This is a genomic window from Sanguibacter antarcticus (assembly GCF_002564005.1).
Taxonomy (GTDB): domain Bacteria; phylum Actinomycetota; class Actinomycetes; order Actinomycetales; family Cellulomonadaceae; genus Sanguibacter; species Sanguibacter antarcticus.
Genome location: NZ_PDJG01000001.1, coordinates 2414153 through 2429009, shown reverse-complemented (window position 1 = coordinate 2429009; position 14857 = coordinate 2414153). Strand labels below are relative to the sequence as shown.

Sequence of the window (14857 nt, the reverse complement as noted above, 5' to 3'; positions counted from 1 at the left end):
GCCCGCGGACCGGGTGTGCGCGTTGTGTGAGAGTTCGCGGAGGCTCGATGAGCACGCACTAGTCTCGAACCATGGCACATACCTGGGAGTACGCGACCGTTCCACTCATCATCCACGCGACGAAGCAGATCTTGGACCAGTGGGGCTCCGACGGCTGGGAGCTCGTCCAGGTCGTCACGGGCCCGGACGGCAAGGGCGTCGTGGCCTATCTCAAGCGCCCGACCGGGACCACCGAGTGACCACCGCACGCGGCTCAGAGCCGGGAACGATCAACGCTCGGCTGGCCGAGCTCGGCATCGAGCTCCCGGCCGTGGCAGCCCCGGTCGCGGCCTACGTGCCCGCGGTCCGCAACGGCACCCTCGTCTGGACGTCTGGGCAGCTGCCGTTCGTCGAGGGCGCGCTGCCTGTCACGGGCAAGGTCGGCGAGGGCGAGGGGCTCGTGGAGCCGTCGGTCGCGACCGATCTCGCACGGACGGCGGCTCTCAACGCGCTCGCCGCTGTCGCGAGCCAGATCGGGTCGCTCGACCGGGTCGTGCGGATCGTCAAGGTCGTCGGGTTCGTCGCGAGCGACCCGTGGTTCACCGGTCAGCCGGGCGTGATCAACGGAGCGAGCACGCTGCTCGGCGAGATCTTCGGTGAGCGTGGCATCCACGCACGCAGCGCGGTCGGCGTCGCGGTGCTGCCGCTGGACTCGCCGGTCGAGGTCGAGCTCGTCGTCGAGGTCGCGGAGCACTGACCAGCATCCCGTCCGTCGGCAGGCCGGCGGACGGGAACAGCGTCAGTGCGGTCAGTGCGGTCAGCGTGCGCGGCGCTCCAGGCGGTCGACATCGAGCAGGACGACCGCGCGGCCCTCGCGGCGGACCCAGCCGCGACCGGCGAAGTCGGCGAGCGCCTTGTTGACCGTCTCGCGCGAGGCCCCGACGAGCTGGGCGAGCTCCTCCTGCGTGAGGTCGTGAGCGACACGGATGCCCTCCTCGACCGGCTCGCCGAAACGCTTGGAGAGATCGAGGAGCGCCTTCGCGACACGGCCTGGGACGTCGGAGAAGACGAGGTCGGCGAGCGCCTCGTTCGTGCGCCGCAGCCGCCGTGCCAGTGCGGTGAGCAGGTGCTTGGCCACGCCGGGGTTCTCTTCGAGCGCCGTGATGAGCGCGCTGTGCTCGAGCTCGTAGAGGACGGAGTCCGAGACCGCGCTGGCGCCGAGCGAGCGGGGCCCCGGGTCGAACAGCGAGAGCTCGCCGAACATCTCTCCCGGGCCGAGGACGGCGAGGAGGTTCTCGCGGCCGTCGCCGGAGCGTCGTCCGAGCTTGATCTTGCCTTCGCGGATGATGTAGAGGCGGTCGCCAGGCTGCCCCTCGTCGAAGAGGACGTCACCGCGACTCAGCTCGACCTTCTTCATCGACGCCAAGAGAGAGCGCGTGTCGACGTCCTCCATCGTCGCGAAAAGAGGAGCGGAGAGCACTACGTCGTCGTTGTCCACGGCGAATTCCTTCACGGGAGTGGCTGAAAGTCCTTGCGCTCCACAGTCTGCCCCATGCGCGCTGCCCCACGGTACAGCCCACGCGCCGACGCGGCAGGGCGACCTGCCGCGGGAGCGGCGGGCCTCAGGACTCCACGCTGGACAGGTTCATCGCGACGATGGACGGATCTGCGCTCAGTCGTTCGACGAGGAGGTCGGTGGCGACCGCGAGCTCGCACCGGATGCGCACCTCGTAGGCGGCGAGCGCGTCGTCCGCTGCACGAAGGCTCGGGAGGTCGGCGACCGGCATCTGGTCGCCCGTGCCGTGCACCATGCTCACGAGGCGATAGTGTGCGATGTCAGGTCCGGGGGCGTCGGTCCCGAGATACTGCGTGGCGGCCCCGCCGACGCGCTCAGGGAGAACCGCCCTGGCGACCGTGAGATCGAGACGCGCTCGCACGAGCCGTCGCCAGTGGGCCACCTGGGTGGCTTCGTGGCGCAGCACCCTGCGCTTGAGTCGGAGCTCCGCCACGTTCATGGCTCGCGTGTCCCGGAAGTCGTGCGCTGGCACCATGAGCCTTCTCTCGGTGAGTCGCCTGTCGTGTGTACTCGTTTCTCGGCATCGCGCGGACAGACCTTGAGGGGGCGTGCAGGTGATTGTGGCGATCGGTGAAGGAGACGACGGGGTGGTCGACGACGTGGTGGGCGGGTCTGCGCCGACGCTGGGGCTCGTGCGGCGTGCGCGTCGCATCAACCGGACTCTCGCGGCGACCTATCCGGACGCGCGCTGCGAGCTCGACTTCACCACCCCGCTCGAGCTCCTCGTCGCGACGGTCTTGTCGGCCCAGTGCACGGACAAGCGCGTCAACCTCGTGACGCCGGCGCTCTTCGCCCGGTTCCCGGACGCGCAGGCATACGCCGGGGCGAGCCTCGCCGAGGTCGAGGACCTCGTCCGGTCGACGGGGTTCTTCCGGCCGAAGTCCCGGGCGCTCGTCGGGATCGGCGCGGCGCTCCTCGAGCGGTTCGACGGGCAGGTGCCCGGGCGGCTCGAGGACCTCGTGTCTCTGCCGGGGGTGGGGCGCAAGACGGCCAACGTCGTGCTGGGGGACGCGTTCGGGGTCCCCGGCATCACGGTCGACACGCATGTGGGCCGTCTCGTGCGGCGCTGGGGCTGGACCACGAGCGAGGACCCGGTGCGCGTCGAGCGGGAGATCGGGCAGCTCGTCGAGCGACACGAGTGGACCCTGCTCTCCCACCGTGTGATCTTCCACGGTCGTCGCGTGTGCTTCGCCCGGCGACCGGCGTGCGGTGCGTGCCCGCTCGCCGCCCTGTGCCCGTCGTACGGGATCGGGGAGACCGACCCTCAGACGGCTCAGGCGATGGTCAAGACCGGCTGACGCCGCCGCCGGCGACGGTCTCGAGCCACTCGAGAAGGATCTCGGTGACGAGGTCCGGGGCCTCCTCCGGGAGAAAGTGCCCGGCACCGGCGACGAGCTCGAACCGCAGGTCCTTGCACAGCGCGGTGCTGTCCACGTCGGCGAGGTCGGCACGGAAGAGCCCGTCGCGCTCACCGTGGATCTGCAGCGCCGGCACCGAGATCGGAGCACGCACGGCGGAGAGGTACCGACGGCCGGAGCCTGAAGGCATGGCGCTGGCGTACCACCGCAGGGCCTCGAGCGAGTTGTGCACCGCGAACGGGACCTGGAGCGCCGTGCGGTAGGTGTCGACGACCCCGTCCGACCACGCGGTCGCCCCCCACTCCCGCAGGAGCTGGCCGAGCAGGTCGGTCTGCGTGAGGGAGCGCTCCGGGAGGAACGGCACCTGGAGCTGGGCGAGGCGGGCGACGCCGCGCCGCGTGAGGAGCGAGCGCAAGGAGACGTGCAACCGTGCAGGGTGCGGAGCCGCGAGCGCCGCGACGGCCGACGTCACCACCGGTTGGAGCGTAGCCATGGACCACGCCACCGACCCGCCCAGACCGTGGCCGACCACGACGGCGCGCTCGGCACCGAGAGAACGGACGACTCCGGCCACGTCACGGGTCCGCGAGGGGACGTCGTAGCCGAGCGGCGGCTTGTCCGACGCACCGGTGCCGCGCAGGTCCATCGCCGCCACGCGATAGCCGGCGTCGCCCAGCGCCGCGATCTGGTGCCGCCACGCCCACCAGAACTGGGGGAACGAGTGCAAGAGCATGACGAGCGGGGCCTGGCGGTCGTCCGGGCCCGCGAGCGCGACATGGAAGCGGGCCCCGTTCGCGGGGACGAACTCGTGCCGCCACGGGCCCGGGATCAGGACGTCCGTATAGTCCGCGGTCATCGGGGAGCAGGTCTCACTGTGCGAGCCCGAGAGGCTCGGGAGAGTCGTCGTCCGGCAGCGCGGCGAGCGCCGCGTCCGCGACCCCGTGGGCGATCGCGTCCGCAGCCTGTGCCGCGCGGCGGTCCTTCGGTGCGTCGAAGCGGTACCCGACGTTGCGGACCGTACCGATGAGCTGGTCGTACTCCGGCCCGAGCTTGGCCCGCAGACGACGCACGTGGACGTCGACCGTGCGGGTGCCCCCGTAGTAGTCGTAGCCCCACACCTCCTGGAGGAGCTGCGCACGGGTGAAGACCCGCCCTGGGTGCTGCACCAGGTACTTGAGCAGCTCGAACTCCTTGTACGTGAGGTCGAGCGGCACGCCGCGCAGCCTGGCCGTGTACCCGCCTGCGTCGATGTTCAGCTCGCCGGACGAGATCTCGTCCGGCTGGTCGTTCGCGCTGCGGTGCGTGCTGCGCTCCCGGGCGAGGCGCAGGCGGGCATCGACCTCCGCAGGGGTCGCGCTGTCGAGGAGCAGGTCGTCGGCACCCCACTCTGCGGTGATGACCATGAGGCCGCCCTCGGTGAGGATGAGGACGAGCGGGACGGTCAGGCCCGTGGCGCGCAGGAGGCGGCACGTCGTGCGAGCGCCGACGAGGTCGCGGCGGGCGTCCAGCAGGACGACGTCCGCATCGGGTGCGTCGACGAGCGCGGACGGTTCCATGGGCAGGACCCGGATACGGTGGGTGAGCAGTCCCAGCGCGGGGAGCACCTGTGCTGAACCGCCCGCGGAGGGCGTCAGGAGCAGCAGCTCGGCCATGGGGTCACCTCCTTCTCAGACGGCAGTCTCAGTACTGTGGCGGCCGTCCGGCCTGCCAGATGGTAGGGGGGTGGGTCCGCTCACGACTGGATTCTCCCACGTGCGCGCGCACAGTTCGGGTGCACGCGCAGTATCTGGGACACTCGCACTGTGAATCTCTCGACGCGTGCTGTCGCCACGGCGTGTGCTGCGGCCGCGATCGCTGGTGGCGCCTACCTCGGTTCCGTGCCCCTGCTCGCGGTCGTCGCCGTCCTCGTGGTCCTCTTCGCGGTCGGCTGGTCGCCGCTCCTCGGGCTCCCGACCCCGGGCGGTACGTTCTTCGTCGTCGTGCTCGCCGGCCTCGGCGCTCTCGGCTCTGCGCAGGCAACCTACAGCGAGCCGTGGCTGCGCAACCTCCCGCTCGTCCTGGCCATGGGGGTGCTCCTCGCGTTCATCAACGAGCTCCTGCGCGGGGACGGTCGGGAACGCCTCGTCGAGTCCCTCGTCGGCGGGGTGAGCGGCCTCGTCGTCGCTGTCTCCGCGGCCGGATGGATCTCGGCGTACAAGACCGACGGCGGGACGTCCCTCGTGCTCAGCTGCGCCGTGTCTATCGCTGCAGCGTCCGCGGTCTCGGCCTCTCGCCTGCGCGGGCTGCCCAACGTCGTCGCCACGGTCGTCGCGGCGGTCGCGACCGGTGTGGGTGTCGCGAAGGTGATCCCCGACATGGCCTCGATCAGCGGGGTGTGGACAGGGATCGTCACGGGCGTGCTCGTCGTGTCCCTGCAGGCGCTCTTCCACCGGCTGCCCGAGCTGGGGCGCCCGCGTGCGGCGCTCGCGGCGATCGTGCTCCCCGTCGCCGTCGGCGGGATCCTCGTCTACGTGGTCGGCCGCATCCTCGTGTCGTAGCGCGCTGGCGCACCAGCGCATTCTTGGGCGTGCGGGCGTGCGGCAGTCAGTAGACGAGCGCCTGGGTCCCCGGGACCATGATCTCTTCGACGAAGGTCGACGCGCCCGCGATGCGGACGCCCGGGAGGAGGTCGGTCGCGTCGATGCCGCGCCGGACGGCGCACTGGGTACAGACGGTCAGGGTCCCGGCCTCGAGGACCACCGAGAGCAGGTCTCGTATCGCCACCGCGTGCTCGACGACGAGCTCGTCGGCCCGCCCCGGGACGGCGAACCAGGAAGACTCCCCGGTGAGCCACACGCTCACCTCGACGCCCGCGGCGAGGGCGGCGGCGGCGACGGTGAACGCCTGGTTGGTGGTCTCGGGCGTCGTCGTCCCACCTGTGGACTTGATGACGAGGCGCTGTGACGCAGTCGAATCTGGCTCGCTCATGCGGTCAGGCTATCCCGACGTAGGATGACGGCATGGACGTGCACATCATCGAGTCGATCTTCCTCGGACTGCTGATCGCAGCGACGCTGACCATCACGTGGTTCTCCGGCTATGTGGTCTACAAGCTCTTCAAGGGCCAGCGCTGACCGTGGCGTTCGCTCTCCCCGACGGTCTTGCGCCGGAGGTCTACCCGCTCGCGTGGCTCGTCGGCTCGTGGCGCGGCGAAGGCGTCATCGCCTATCCCGGCATCGACGAGGCAGCCTTCGTCCAAGACGTCACCTTCGACCACGACGGCGGGCCCTACCTGCGCTACACGTCGACGATCCGGCTCGTGGCGCCCCAGGTGCCCGAGACGGTGCCCGACGACTGGACCGGCGTCGCCGCGGCCCAGATCGACGAGCTGGAGATCTGGTCCACCGAGACCGGCTACTGGCGGGTGCCGCCCGAGACGCCAGACGACCTTCCCGAGGGGCGGACGCCGCTCGAGGTCATGCTCGTCGATCCTGCTGGCCGGCTGACCCTCTACCTCGGCGCAGTGGGCAACGGGCGCGTCGACCTCGTGAGCGACCTCGTCGCCCGCACGGCCACGTCGGTCGAGGTCACAGCCTCGAACCGCCTCTACGGCCTCGTCGAAGGACAGCTCATGTGGGTGTGGGAGCTCGCCGCCTTCGGACAGCCCCTGCAGTCCTACGCCTCAGCGAACCTCACTCGACTGGACACCTGACATGACGTACCGCAGCCCCCTGCTCACCCGCCACGGAGCGGTCGCTGCGGCCGGTCCGGACGAGGGGGTCGCCTGGCACTACGGGGACCCCACCGCCGAGCAACGCGCCCTCGTCCAGGGCGGCGCGGTCGTCGACCTCTCGCACCTCGGCGTCGTCACCGTGACCGGCCCCGACCGGCTGACGTGGCTGCACTCCATCTCCACCCAAGAGCTCACCGGCCTCGCACCGCGCGTGTCCACCGAGACGCTCGTGCTGTCCCCGAAAGGCCACATCGAGCACGCAGCAGGAGTGGTCGACGACGGAGAGACCACCTGGCTCGTCACCGAGGCGGCGAACGCACCGACGCTCACGGCGTGGCTCCAGCGGATGAAGTTCGCCCTGCGCGTCGAGATCGCCGACGTCACCGAGCAGTGGGCCGTGCTCGGCGAGCCCGTCGACGCCGAGGCCGCCGAGGGGGAGCCCGTGACGTGGCGTGACCCCTGGCCCACGACCGGACCGGGCGGGACCCGCTACGGACCCGCCGACGACGAGCACCCGGGCTCCGACCGCCCCTGGCGCCAGGTCCTCGTGCCCCGCGCCGACCTGCTCGACGCGGTCGCCGCACGCGAGGCCGCCGGATGGCGGCTCGCAGGCACCTGGGCGAGCGAGGCGCTGCGCGTCGCCGCATGGCGTCCACGGCTCGCGACCGAGGTCGACCACAAGACGATCCCGCACGAGCTCGACTGGCTGCGCACCGCCGTCCACCTGCACAAGGGCTGCTACCGCGGGCAAGAGACGGTGGCGCGCGTGCACAACCTCGGCCGACCACCACGACGCCTCGTCATGGCGCACCTCGACGGGTCCGGCCACCTGCTGCCCGAGCGCGGCGCCGAGGTCGAGGCAGGAGACCGGGTCGTCGGAACCGTCACCTCGGTCGCCCGCCACCACGAAGACGGTCCGATCGCGCTCGCGGTCATCAAGCGCAGCGCGCCGGTCGACGTGGACCTCTCGGTCGCGTGCGACGGTGGTGCCGTCGCAGCAGGCCAGGAGGTCGTCGTGCCGGGAGAAGGCGTGTCCACCGACCGCCCCGCCCCGCGCGGACCGGTGGCACGTGGGCTCTCTCCCCGTTGACCGCTCGCGGTGCTGCACCGTTCGGGACGTCCCGCCTGCGTGCTGCGCAGGCGAGGCGGTGACCTGATGGGGACGCCGGACGACGACGAGGTCCGCGTCGTGTCCCGGCGGGCCCGGGCCTCGTTCCTCGTCCGCAGCCGAGCGCGGCAGGGGCGCTCCCGTGTTCGTTCAGCAGCGCTGCCCGTCGTCGGCGCGTCGATCGCGGTCACCGTCTCGTATGCGCTCGCCTACTGGATGTTCGGTCACCAGTACCCCTTCTTCGCTCCTGTGTGCGCGTGGATCTGCCTCGGGTTCACCGCCGACCGTGACGTCCGCCGCGTCATCGAGCTCGGGATCGGTGTCACCCTCGGGGTCGGCCTCGGCGAGGTGCTCGTCGGCCGGATCGGCACCGGCGCGTGGCAGATCGGCCTCGTCCTCGGGCTCTCGGCGCTCATCGCCCGGTTCATCGACCGCGGCGCGCTCATGACCACCCAGGCGGGGGTCCAGGCGATCGTCATCATCGGTCTGCCGCTCGCGTCCACAGGGGGCGGGCTGGGCCGCTGGACCGACGCGCTCGTCGGTGCTGCCGTCGCCGCCGTCGCCACAGCCCTCACTCCGGGCGATCCTCGGCACGTCCCGCGGCGGATCGGCGGGGAGGGCCTCGTCGAGCTCGCGAGCACCTTCGAGTCGATCGCCACCGGGGTGCGCTCCGGCGATCGCGACGACCAGGAGCGTGCCCTGATCCGCGGACGGGCGTCCGAGCCCGCGCTCGACGAGTGGCAGGCCGCGGCACGCTCCGCGCTCTCCACCGCCCGGGTCACAGCGAACGGCCGCAGGTACCGCAAGGAGCTCACCGAGCTGCTCCGGACAGCCGTGCTCGTCGACCGGACGATGCGGACCGTGCGGGTCATCGCCCGTCGCGCCCTCTCCGTGCCCGCCGGCCAAGAGATCGAGCACCTCGCCGACGTCCTCGACCACCTCGGTGCAGCGACCCGCGAGCTGGCCGAGGACGTCGCAGCGGGACGGGAGCCCAGACGGGCCCGGGAGCTCATCCTCGAGGTCGCAGGCCAGGCGGACCCCGGGCTCCTCGGCAGCGGCAACTGGCAGGTGCAGTCGCTCATCCTCATCCTGCGCTCCGCGATCGTGGACCTCGCCGAGGCAGCCGGCGTCGAGCCAGACGAGGCTCGCGACGCCCTCGCCCCGATGTAGGGACCCCGTGGGACGAGACCACGCCCGGCAGGCCGGACCGCATAGGCTGTCAGCATGTTCGCCGACCTCCAGTTCTACCTCCTGGGCCTCATCACCGTGGTCCTCTTCGCCTCCGAGGTCTTCGCCCTCGTCGACGCCCTGCGCCGACCGGGCGCTGCCTTCGTCAGCGCGGGCAAGAAGACCAAGACGTTCTGGTCCCTCGTGCTAGCAGCTGCCGTCGCGCTCGGGTTCATCGGCCTCTACCCGCCGCTCGGAGGCGGGTACCTCGGGCTCATGGCGCTCTTCGTCGTCATCCCGGCGATCATCTACCTCACGGACGTGCGCCCCGCGCTCGGCAGCATGCGCGGCCCCCGCGGAGGCTCCGGACCCCGGGGACCCGGCTCCCGCGGCGGGTGGTGACGTGCGCGCGGTGCTGCAGCGCGCGTCGCGCGCGTCCGTCACGGTCGACACCGAGGTGCTCGCGGCGTTCGACGAGCCGTGCCTCGTCGCGCTCGTCGGCGTGACCCACGGCGACGGACCCACCGAGGTGGAGACGATCGCCCGCAAGATCGCGGAGCTGCGCATATTCGACGGTGAGCTCGGCGCAGCAGACATCAGTGCCCCCGTCCTCGTCGTGAGCCAGTTCACGCTCTACGCCGACACGAAGAAGGGCCGTCGTCCCTCGTGGAACGCTGCCGCGAAGGGGGACGTCGCAGAACCGCTCGTCGACGCCGTCGTCGAGGCGCTGCGCGGACGCGGGCTCCGCGTCGGGACCGGCCGCTTCGGGGCGAACATGGCCGTCGAGCTCGTCAACGACGGCCCCGTGACGATCATCCTCGACGCGTGAGCGAGACACTGCGGATCGGCCTCGTCATCGACGACTCGCTCGACCGGCCCGACGGCGTCCAGCAGCACGTCCTCACCCTCGGCGCCTGGCTCACCGCGCAGGGCCACGAAGTGCACTACCTCACGAGCACGACGCGACGCTCCGACCTCGTCAACGTGCACTCCCTCGCCCGGAACCTGCGCCTGCGCTTCAACGGCAACCGGCTCGGCATCCCGCTGCCCGCGCCGGCCCGCGGCATCGACGACCTCCTGCGTGCGACGCCGTTCGACGTCCTGCACGTGAACATGCCCTACAGCCCGCTGCTCGCCGGCCGGGTCGTGGCCCGTGCACAGGCCAGGACCGTGGTCGTCGGGACGTTCCACATCCTTCCCTGGACGTTCCTCACGCAGTGGGGCACACGCCTCCTCGGGCTCGTGCAACGCCGCCAGCTGCGACGCTTCGCGCGCGTCGTCGCCGTCTCTCGTCCCGCTGCCGACTTCGCCGCCGAGGCGCTCCGTGTCGAGCCCGTGGTCATCGGCAACCCCGTCGAGGTCTCCCGCTTCAGCCGCGCACGCGACGCCGAGCACGCCAGGACGAGCAGCGCCCCGGCGTCCGACGCCCTGATGCCCGACGCCCCGGTGCGGATCGTCTTCCTCGGCCGGCTCGTCGAGCGCAAGGGGGCGATCGAGCTCCTCCGGGCCGTCGTCCGGATGCGGGCGCTGACCACCCGGCCCGTCCACGTCGTCCTCGGCGGGACAGGACCGCTCAAGGACGCTCTCCAGGCGCTCGTGCGCGACAACGACCTCGGCGGATCGGTCGAGCTCGTCGGGTACGTCACCGAAGACGACAAAGCAGCGCTCCTCGCGGGCGCCGACATCGTGGCGCTGCCCTCCACCGGCGGCGAGAGCTTCGGCATCAGCGTCGTTGAAGCGCTCGCGGCGTCGCGCGGTGTGGTCCTCGCCGGAGACAACCCGGGCTACCGGACCGTCATGGACGGTCTCGAGGACCAGCTCGTCGATGCGACCGACACCGGTGCCTTCGCCGCGCTCCTCGCCCGGTTCGTCGACGATGCCGACGCGCGAGCGGCGGCCAGCGAACGACAGGTCGCTGCGGCAGCGCGCTTCGACGTCGACGTCATCGGCACGCAGATCCTCGACGTCTACCGGGCCGCAGGGGCCGCCGGGACGTCGGAGACGCCTGCGGCACCTAGGGGCTAGCGGCGCCTGCTGCGGTACGCCCCGGCGAGGACCCCGAGCAGGAAGACCAGCGAGAGGACCAACCACAGGGGCGAGGTGACGGTCGCCCAGAAGATGTGGACCGAGACGTCGCTGCGGTTCTGCGCGACGAACACCCCGACCAGCACGACGACGAGGATCGGGACCCAGCGGCGCGCGAGGAACCGCCCGACCGCGGAGCCTGTCTCAGGTGCGTCTGTCTCGAAGCTCTCCATGTGCTGCCCCTCTCCGGGCGCGACGGCCCGGCGACTCGACGTCTCTCAGTGATACACCTCTCGTGGAGCCTGTGCATCAGGGGTGTCTCGTGCTGCGGGCGTGTCGTCGTGCACGGTGAGCCGCACCTCACCGTGCGCGGCGACGGCCGCGACGTGCGTACCGTCCTCCCACCCGGTGAAGGTCCACGCTCCGTGACGACCCGGCGCCGGGCCGTGAGACACCTCGAGACCAGCGAGCGCGTCCAGGGTGCCGACACCGACCTTGAGCAGCGCCTCCTTGCGGACCCAGAGACGGGCGAACGCGACCTCGGGCGCCTCGTGCGCCGCCACCAGCGCCTGCTCGGCGGGGGAGAGAGCCATCGCGACGAGCCGCGCGGCGGTGGGAGCGGTGGCGGCGTCTGCACCGACCGCGCCGAGAGCCTGCACCGCCTGGACGTCGATACCGACCGGCTCCCACCCCGCGACCGCGGCGACGACGCCGTCCGAGCGGGACAGGCTCACGTGCAGCCCCGAGATCCCGTCGATCCGCGGCACCCCGTGCTCCTCGCTGCCGCACCCGGGGCACCGGTGCGTGAGCACCAGCCGTGACGCGTCCGGCGGTGCGCCGGTGGCCGCCGTGACGAGCCGTGCGGCGCACGCACGCACGAGGGCGTGGGCGGCCGTGTAGTCGTCTCGGTCGGCTGCGCGGCGCAGCGAGAGCCGCCGAACAGCCTCGAGCCCGCTCAGCGGCGCCACCACGTCGACGTCGGCCGTACGGGCGATCATCGCGACGGGCACCGCGGACGAGGTCACGGGTTGATTCTCCGTCGTCGTGCAGGCGCAGGCAAGGAGCGCCGCGCGTGCAGGCCGAACGGCCCTGCACGGAGCCTGCCGAACTCGGTAAGGTCCACAGTGGGTGCGCGAGGGCAGCGACCACCCGAACCGCGACACCTGACGTGACCGCACACCTCTGAAGGGGAACCCCCGTGACCTCACCCGACCTGACCGCAACAGCCGCCTGGCGCGCGCTGGAGGCCGAGCACGCAGAGCTCGCAGCCACGACGCTCCGTGACCTGTTCTCCGCCGACCCCGGGCGCGGCGAGCGGCTCACCGCGGACGGCGTCGAGCTGCACCTGGACTACTCGAAGAACCTCGTCACCGACGCGACGATCACCAAGCTCGTCGACCTTGCCGTCGCCGCCGGCCTCGAGTCGAAGATCGCCGCGATGTTCGCGGGCGAGCACATCAACATCACCGAGGACCGGGCCGTCCTGCACACGGCTCTGCGCCTCCCGCGCGACGCGACGCTCGTCGTCGACGGCCAGGACGTCGTCGCCGACGTCCACGCGGTGCTCGACTCCATGTCCGCCTTCGCCGAGAAGGTCCGGTCGGGCGAGTGGACCGGTCACAGCGGCAAGCGCATCACGACAGTCGTCAACATCGGCATCGGCGGCTCCGACCTCGGCCCCGTCATGGCGTACGAGGCCCTGCGCGACTACGCAGACCGTGGCATCGAGTGCCGCTTCGTCTCGAACATCGACCCGACCGACGTCTACGAGACGTGCCGCGGGCTCGACTACGAGAGCACCCTGTTCATCGTCGCCTCGAAGACCTTCGGGACCCAGGAGACGCTGACGAACGCGCGCACCGCGCGCGACTGGCTCGTCGAGGCGTACGACGGGGACGAGACCGCGGTGGTGAAGCACTTCGTCGCCGTGTCGACCAACGCCGAGCGCGTCGCCGACTTCGGTATCGACACCGCCAACATGTTCGGGTTCTGGGACTGGGTCGGCGGCCGGTACTCGTTCGACTCCGCCGTGGGCCTGTCGATCATGCTGTCGGTCGGTCCCGACGGGTTCCGCCAGATGCTCGACGGCTTCCACGCCATGGACGAGCACTTCCGCACCACGCCGTTCGAGAAGAACGTGCCCGTCCTCATGGCGCTGCTCAACGTCTGGTACAACAACTTCTTCGGCACAGGCAGCCACGCCGTCCTGCCGTACAGCCAGTACCTGCACCGTTTCGCCGCCTATCTCCAGCAGCTGACGATGGAGTCGAACGGCAAGTCGGTCCGCATCGACGGCACCCCGGTGTCCGAGCGTGCAGCCGGTGGCTTCGCCGGGCAGACCGGGGAGATCTTCTGGGGCGAGCCCGGCACCAACGGCCAGCACGCCTTCTACCAGCTGCTCCACCAGGGCACGAAGATGACGCCGGCCGACTTCATCGGTTTCGCCGTCCCCAACCACGACCTCGGCGAGATGCACGACCTCCTCATGTCGAACTTCTTCGCCCAGACCGCCGCCCTCGCGTTCGGCAAGACCGCTGACGAGGTCGCGGCAGACGGCACGCCGGCCGCGGTCGTGCCGCACCGGGTCATGCCCGGCAACCGCCCCACGAACACGATCCTCGCCGAGAAGCTCACGCCGTCCGTCCTCGGTCAGCTCGTCGCGCTCTACGAGCACATCACGTTCACGCAGTCCGTCGTCTGGGGCATCAACGCGTTCGACCAGTGGGGAGTCGAGCTCGGCAAGGTCATGGCCAACCAGCTCGCCCCCAAGCTCTCCTCGACCGAGAAGCCGGCCGACGACTCCGACGCGTCGACCAACGCTCTCGTCGCTCGCTACCGGGAGCTGCGCGGGCGCTGACCGAGCCGTTCTCGACCTGTCGCAGCAGGGTGGTGACCGACCAGGTCGCCACCCTGCTGTGCGCCCAGGGCCGGAGGTCCCAGGACTGTCCGCACCGGTCCTGCGACCATGACGCCATGACTCCCGGGACCGTGCCTGCACACCCGCCGCGCCCGCCGCGGTCCCGGCGGCGACGGCGGCGTCGGTCGCCCGGCTGGGTCCCGGACCAGCACGGTGCCTGGGCGATGCTCGCTGTGCCGTTCGTCGTCGGGACCCTCGCCGGTGGTCCTGCGCCGGTGCACGTGCTGCTCGCCGTGCTGTGGGTGGTGGGCTACCTCGACTTCTACGCGGTCGGTCTCTGGCTGAGGTCACGACGCAAGGCGCGGTACCTCCCTCCTGTGCGGGCCTGGTCGATCGCGCTCGTCGTCCCTGCTGCCGCCGTGCTCGTGCTGTGCCCAGCGCTCGTGCTCTGGGCGCCGGTCTTCCTGCCGCTCGTCGTGACCAGCCTGTGGTGCTCCCACGCGCGACGGGACCGCTCTCTGCTCAACGACGGCGTGACCATCCTGGCCGCGTGCCTCATGCTCCCGGTCGCCTTCTCCGCAGGGCTGCCCCACGCGAGCCTGCACGACGTCGGTGGCTGGCTCGGCGCGGCCACCGCGCCCGGGTGGTCCCAGGTCGGGGCAGCGACCGGGATGGTCCTCGCCTACTTCTTCGGTACTGCGCTCTATGTCAAGACCCTCGTCCGGCGGCGGGGCGACCTCTGGTTCCGGGCGGTCTCGGTGGACTATCACGCCGTCGTCACGGTCGTCGTCGCCTGGGCCGCGTGGGCGGCAGGCCGCCCGTGGTGGCCTGTCGCCGCAGTCTTCGTCCTGCTCACCGCACGCTCCTGGTGGGTACCGCGGACCGCCGCGAAGCCGCTGCAGTTCGGCCTCGGCGAGCTTGCAGCCTCCGTCGTCGTCGGGATCCTCGCGCTCGGCGTCGTCGGCGTCCTGGGGTGAGAGGCCGCACGGGCACGCCGTGCTGGTCAGCGGCTGCAGAGGGAGCCGGCAGAGCCCACGAGCGACCGCGCCGTCCTGCACCCGAGCAAGACGAACTC

The 14857-nt window shown here is 71.4% G+C and carries 19 protein-coding genes; 12 read left to right on the top strand and 7 right to left on the bottom strand.

The annotated features are described in order from the left end of the window. Window positions 1-71 precede the first annotated feature (71 nt). Entirely contained in the window at window positions 72-239 is a 168-nt protein-coding gene (sp36, locus tag ATL42_RS11075) for a Sp36 family protein (protein ID WP_098455388.1), read from the top strand. Next, the gene (locus tag ATL42_RS11070; RefSeq protein WP_245862458.1) at window positions 236-736 is read left to right on the top strand and encodes a RidA family protein; all 501 of its coding nucleotides are present in this window, start codon (window positions 236-238) and stop codon (window positions 734-736) included. The genes sp36 and ATL42_RS11070 overlap by 4 nt, the downstream gene beginning before the upstream one ends. A gap of 60 nt (window positions 737-796) precedes the next feature. On the opposite strand, the gene ATL42_RS11065 is transcribed toward ATL42_RS11070, so the two are convergent. Both ATL42_RS11065 and ATL42_RS11060 read right to left on the bottom strand, forming a co-directional pair. Next, window positions 797-1432, bottom strand: a complete 636-nt coding sequence (locus ATL42_RS11065) for a Crp/Fnr family transcriptional regulator (protein ID WP_098456521.1) — start codon at window positions 1430-1432, stop codon at window positions 797-799. Window positions 1433-1601: 169 nt separating this feature from the next. Further along, the gene (locus ATL42_RS11060) at window positions 1602-2030 is read right to left on the bottom strand and encodes a hypothetical protein (RefSeq protein ID WP_098455387.1); all 429 of its coding nucleotides are present in this window, start codon (window positions 2028-2030) and stop codon (window positions 1602-1604) included. A 112-nt stretch (window positions 2031-2142) separates the two neighbouring features. Here ATL42_RS11060 and nth point away from each other — a divergent pair, with 112 nt between their 5' ends. Further along, on the top strand, window positions 2143-2853 hold the full coding sequence (gene nth, locus ATL42_RS11055; RefSeq protein ID WP_098456520.1) for an endonuclease III: 711 nt from the start codon (window positions 2143-2145) through the stop codon (window positions 2851-2853). Here nth and ATL42_RS11050 read toward each other — a convergent pair. Beyond that, window positions 2840-3769: an alpha/beta fold hydrolase gene (locus tag ATL42_RS11050; protein ID WP_098455386.1), complete on the bottom strand. Its 930-nt coding sequence runs from the start codon at window positions 3767-3769 to the stop codon at window positions 2840-2842. The two genes, nth and ATL42_RS11050, sit on opposite strands and share 14 nt — an antisense overlap. Window positions 3770-3782: 13 nt before the next feature. Beyond that, a complete protein-coding gene (locus ATL42_RS11045; RefSeq protein WP_098455385.1) occupies window positions 3783-4565 on the bottom strand; it encodes a response regulator transcription factor in 783 nt (260 codons plus the stop codon). 150 nt (window positions 4566-4715) lie between these two features. On the opposite strand from ATL42_RS11045, the gene ATL42_RS11040 reads away from it, so the two are divergent. Next, window positions 4716-5450 (top strand): hypothetical protein, encoded by a 735-nt coding sequence (locus ATL42_RS11040; RefSeq protein WP_098455384.1) that lies wholly within the window; start codon window positions 4716-4718, stop codon window positions 5448-5450. Between the two features lie 46 nt (window positions 5451-5496). On the opposite strand, the gene ATL42_RS11035 is transcribed toward ATL42_RS11040, so the two are convergent. Beyond that, a complete protein-coding gene (locus ATL42_RS11035) occupies window positions 5497-5880 on the bottom strand; it encodes a DsrE family protein (protein ID WP_098455383.1) in 384 nt (127 codons plus the stop codon). Between the two features lie 148 nt (window positions 5881-6028). Here ATL42_RS11035 and ATL42_RS11030 point away from each other — a divergent pair, with 148 nt between their 5' ends. The 6 genes from ATL42_RS11030 (at window position 6029) to ATL42_RS11005 (ending at window position 10925) form a co-directional block, all read left to right on the top strand. After that, a complete protein-coding gene (locus ATL42_RS11030) occupies window positions 6029-6604 on the top strand; it encodes a heme-binding beta-barrel domain-containing protein (protein WP_098455382.1) in 576 nt (191 codons plus the stop codon). Window position 6605: 1 nt separating this feature from the next. Next, window positions 6606-7715 (top strand): CAF17-like 4Fe-4S cluster assembly/insertion protein YgfZ, encoded by a 1110-nt coding sequence (gene ygfZ, locus ATL42_RS11025; RefSeq protein WP_098455381.1) that lies wholly within the window; start codon window positions 6606-6608, stop codon window positions 7713-7715. A 66-nt stretch (window positions 7716-7781) separates the two neighbouring features. Next, the gene (locus ATL42_RS11020; protein WP_098455380.1) at window positions 7782-8903 is read left to right on the top strand and encodes an FUSC family protein; all 1122 of its coding nucleotides are present in this window, start codon (window positions 7782-7784) and stop codon (window positions 8901-8903) included. Window positions 8904-8957: 54 nt separating this feature from the next. After that, complete coding sequence (locus ATL42_RS11015; protein ID WP_098455379.1) at window positions 8958-9302, top strand: DUF2516 family protein; 345 nt, start codon at window positions 8958-8960, stop codon at window positions 9300-9302. 1 nt (window position 9303) lies between these two features. Further along, window positions 9304-9729: a D-aminoacyl-tRNA deacylase gene (dtd, locus tag ATL42_RS11010; RefSeq protein WP_098455378.1), complete on the top strand. Its 426-nt coding sequence runs from the start codon at window positions 9304-9306 to the stop codon at window positions 9727-9729. Beyond that, a complete protein-coding gene (locus ATL42_RS11005) occupies window positions 9726-10925 on the top strand; it encodes a glycosyltransferase family 4 protein (RefSeq protein WP_098455377.1) in 1200 nt (399 codons plus the stop codon). Before dtd ends, ATL42_RS11005 begins: the two co-directional genes overlap by 4 nt. On the opposite strand, the gene ATL42_RS11000 is transcribed toward ATL42_RS11005, so the two are convergent. Then, a complete protein-coding gene (locus ATL42_RS11000; RefSeq protein WP_098455376.1) occupies window positions 10922-11158 on the bottom strand; it encodes a LapA family protein in 237 nt (78 codons plus the stop codon). The genes ATL42_RS11005 and ATL42_RS11000 overlap by 4 nt on opposite strands. A gap of 45 nt (window positions 11159-11203) precedes the next feature. Further along, window positions 11204-11950 carry a 4'-phosphopantetheinyl transferase family protein gene (locus ATL42_RS10995; RefSeq protein WP_098455375.1) on the bottom strand — a complete coding sequence of 249 codons (747 nt, stop codon included), beginning with the start codon at window positions 11948-11950 and terminating at the stop codon, window positions 11204-11206. Window positions 11951-12123: 173 nt separating this feature from the next. Between ATL42_RS10995 and pgi the strand changes: the two genes are divergently transcribed. Together pgi and ATL42_RS10985 are read left to right on the top strand one after the other, a co-directional pair. Then, window positions 12124-13782 carry a glucose-6-phosphate isomerase gene (gene pgi / locus ATL42_RS10990; protein WP_098455374.1) on the top strand — a complete coding sequence of 553 codons (1659 nt, stop codon included), beginning with the start codon at window positions 12124-12126 and terminating at the stop codon, window positions 13780-13782. 116 nt (window positions 13783-13898) lie between these two features. Continuing rightward, a complete protein-coding gene (locus ATL42_RS10985) occupies window positions 13899-14759 on the top strand; it encodes a YwiC-like family protein (protein ID WP_098455373.1) in 861 nt (286 codons plus the stop codon). Window positions 14760-14857 lie beyond the last annotated feature (98 nt).

Excerpts from the sequence above, each read along its gene's own strand:
- ATL42_RS11015 (WP_098455379.1), top strand. The coding sequence starts at position 8,958 with ATGTTCGCCGACCTCCAGTTCTACCTCCTGGGCCTCATCACCGTGGTC.
- ATL42_RS11050 (WP_098455386.1), bottom strand. The coding sequence starts at position 3,769 with ATGACCGCGGACTATACGGACGTCCTGATCCCGGGCCCGTGGCGGCAC.
- ATL42_RS11045 (WP_098455385.1), bottom strand. The coding sequence starts at position 4,565 with ATGGCCGAGCTGCTGCTCCTGACGCCCTCCGCGGGCGGTTCAGCACAG.
- ATL42_RS10985 (WP_098455373.1), top strand. The coding sequence starts at position 13,899 with ATGACTCCCGGGACCGTGCCTGCACACCCGCCGCGCCCGCCGCGGTCC.
- sp36 (WP_098455388.1), top strand. The coding sequence starts at position 72 with ATGGCACATACCTGGGAGTACGCGACCGTTCCACTCATCATCCACGCG.
- ATL42_RS11000 (WP_098455376.1), bottom strand. The coding sequence starts at position 11,158 with ATGGAGAGCTTCGAGACAGACGCACCTGAGACAGGCTCCGCGGTCGGG.
- ATL42_RS11035 (WP_098455383.1), bottom strand. The coding sequence starts at position 5,880 with ATGAGCGAGCCAGATTCGACTGCGTCACAGCGCCTCGTCATCAAGTCC.
- ygfZ (WP_098455381.1), top strand. The coding sequence starts at position 6,606 with ATGACGTACCGCAGCCCCCTGCTCACCCGCCACGGAGCGGTCGCTGCG.
- ATL42_RS11020 (WP_098455380.1), top strand. The coding sequence starts at position 7,782 with ATGGGGACGCCGGACGACGACGAGGTCCGCGTCGTGTCCCGGCGGGCC.
- ATL42_RS11065 (WP_098456521.1), bottom strand. The coding sequence starts at position 1,432 with ATGGAGGACGTCGACACGCGCTCTCTCTTGGCGTCGATGAAGAAGGTC.
- ATL42_RS11060 (WP_098455387.1), bottom strand. The coding sequence starts at position 2,030 with ATGGTGCCAGCGCACGACTTCCGGGACACGCGAGCCATGAACGTGGCG.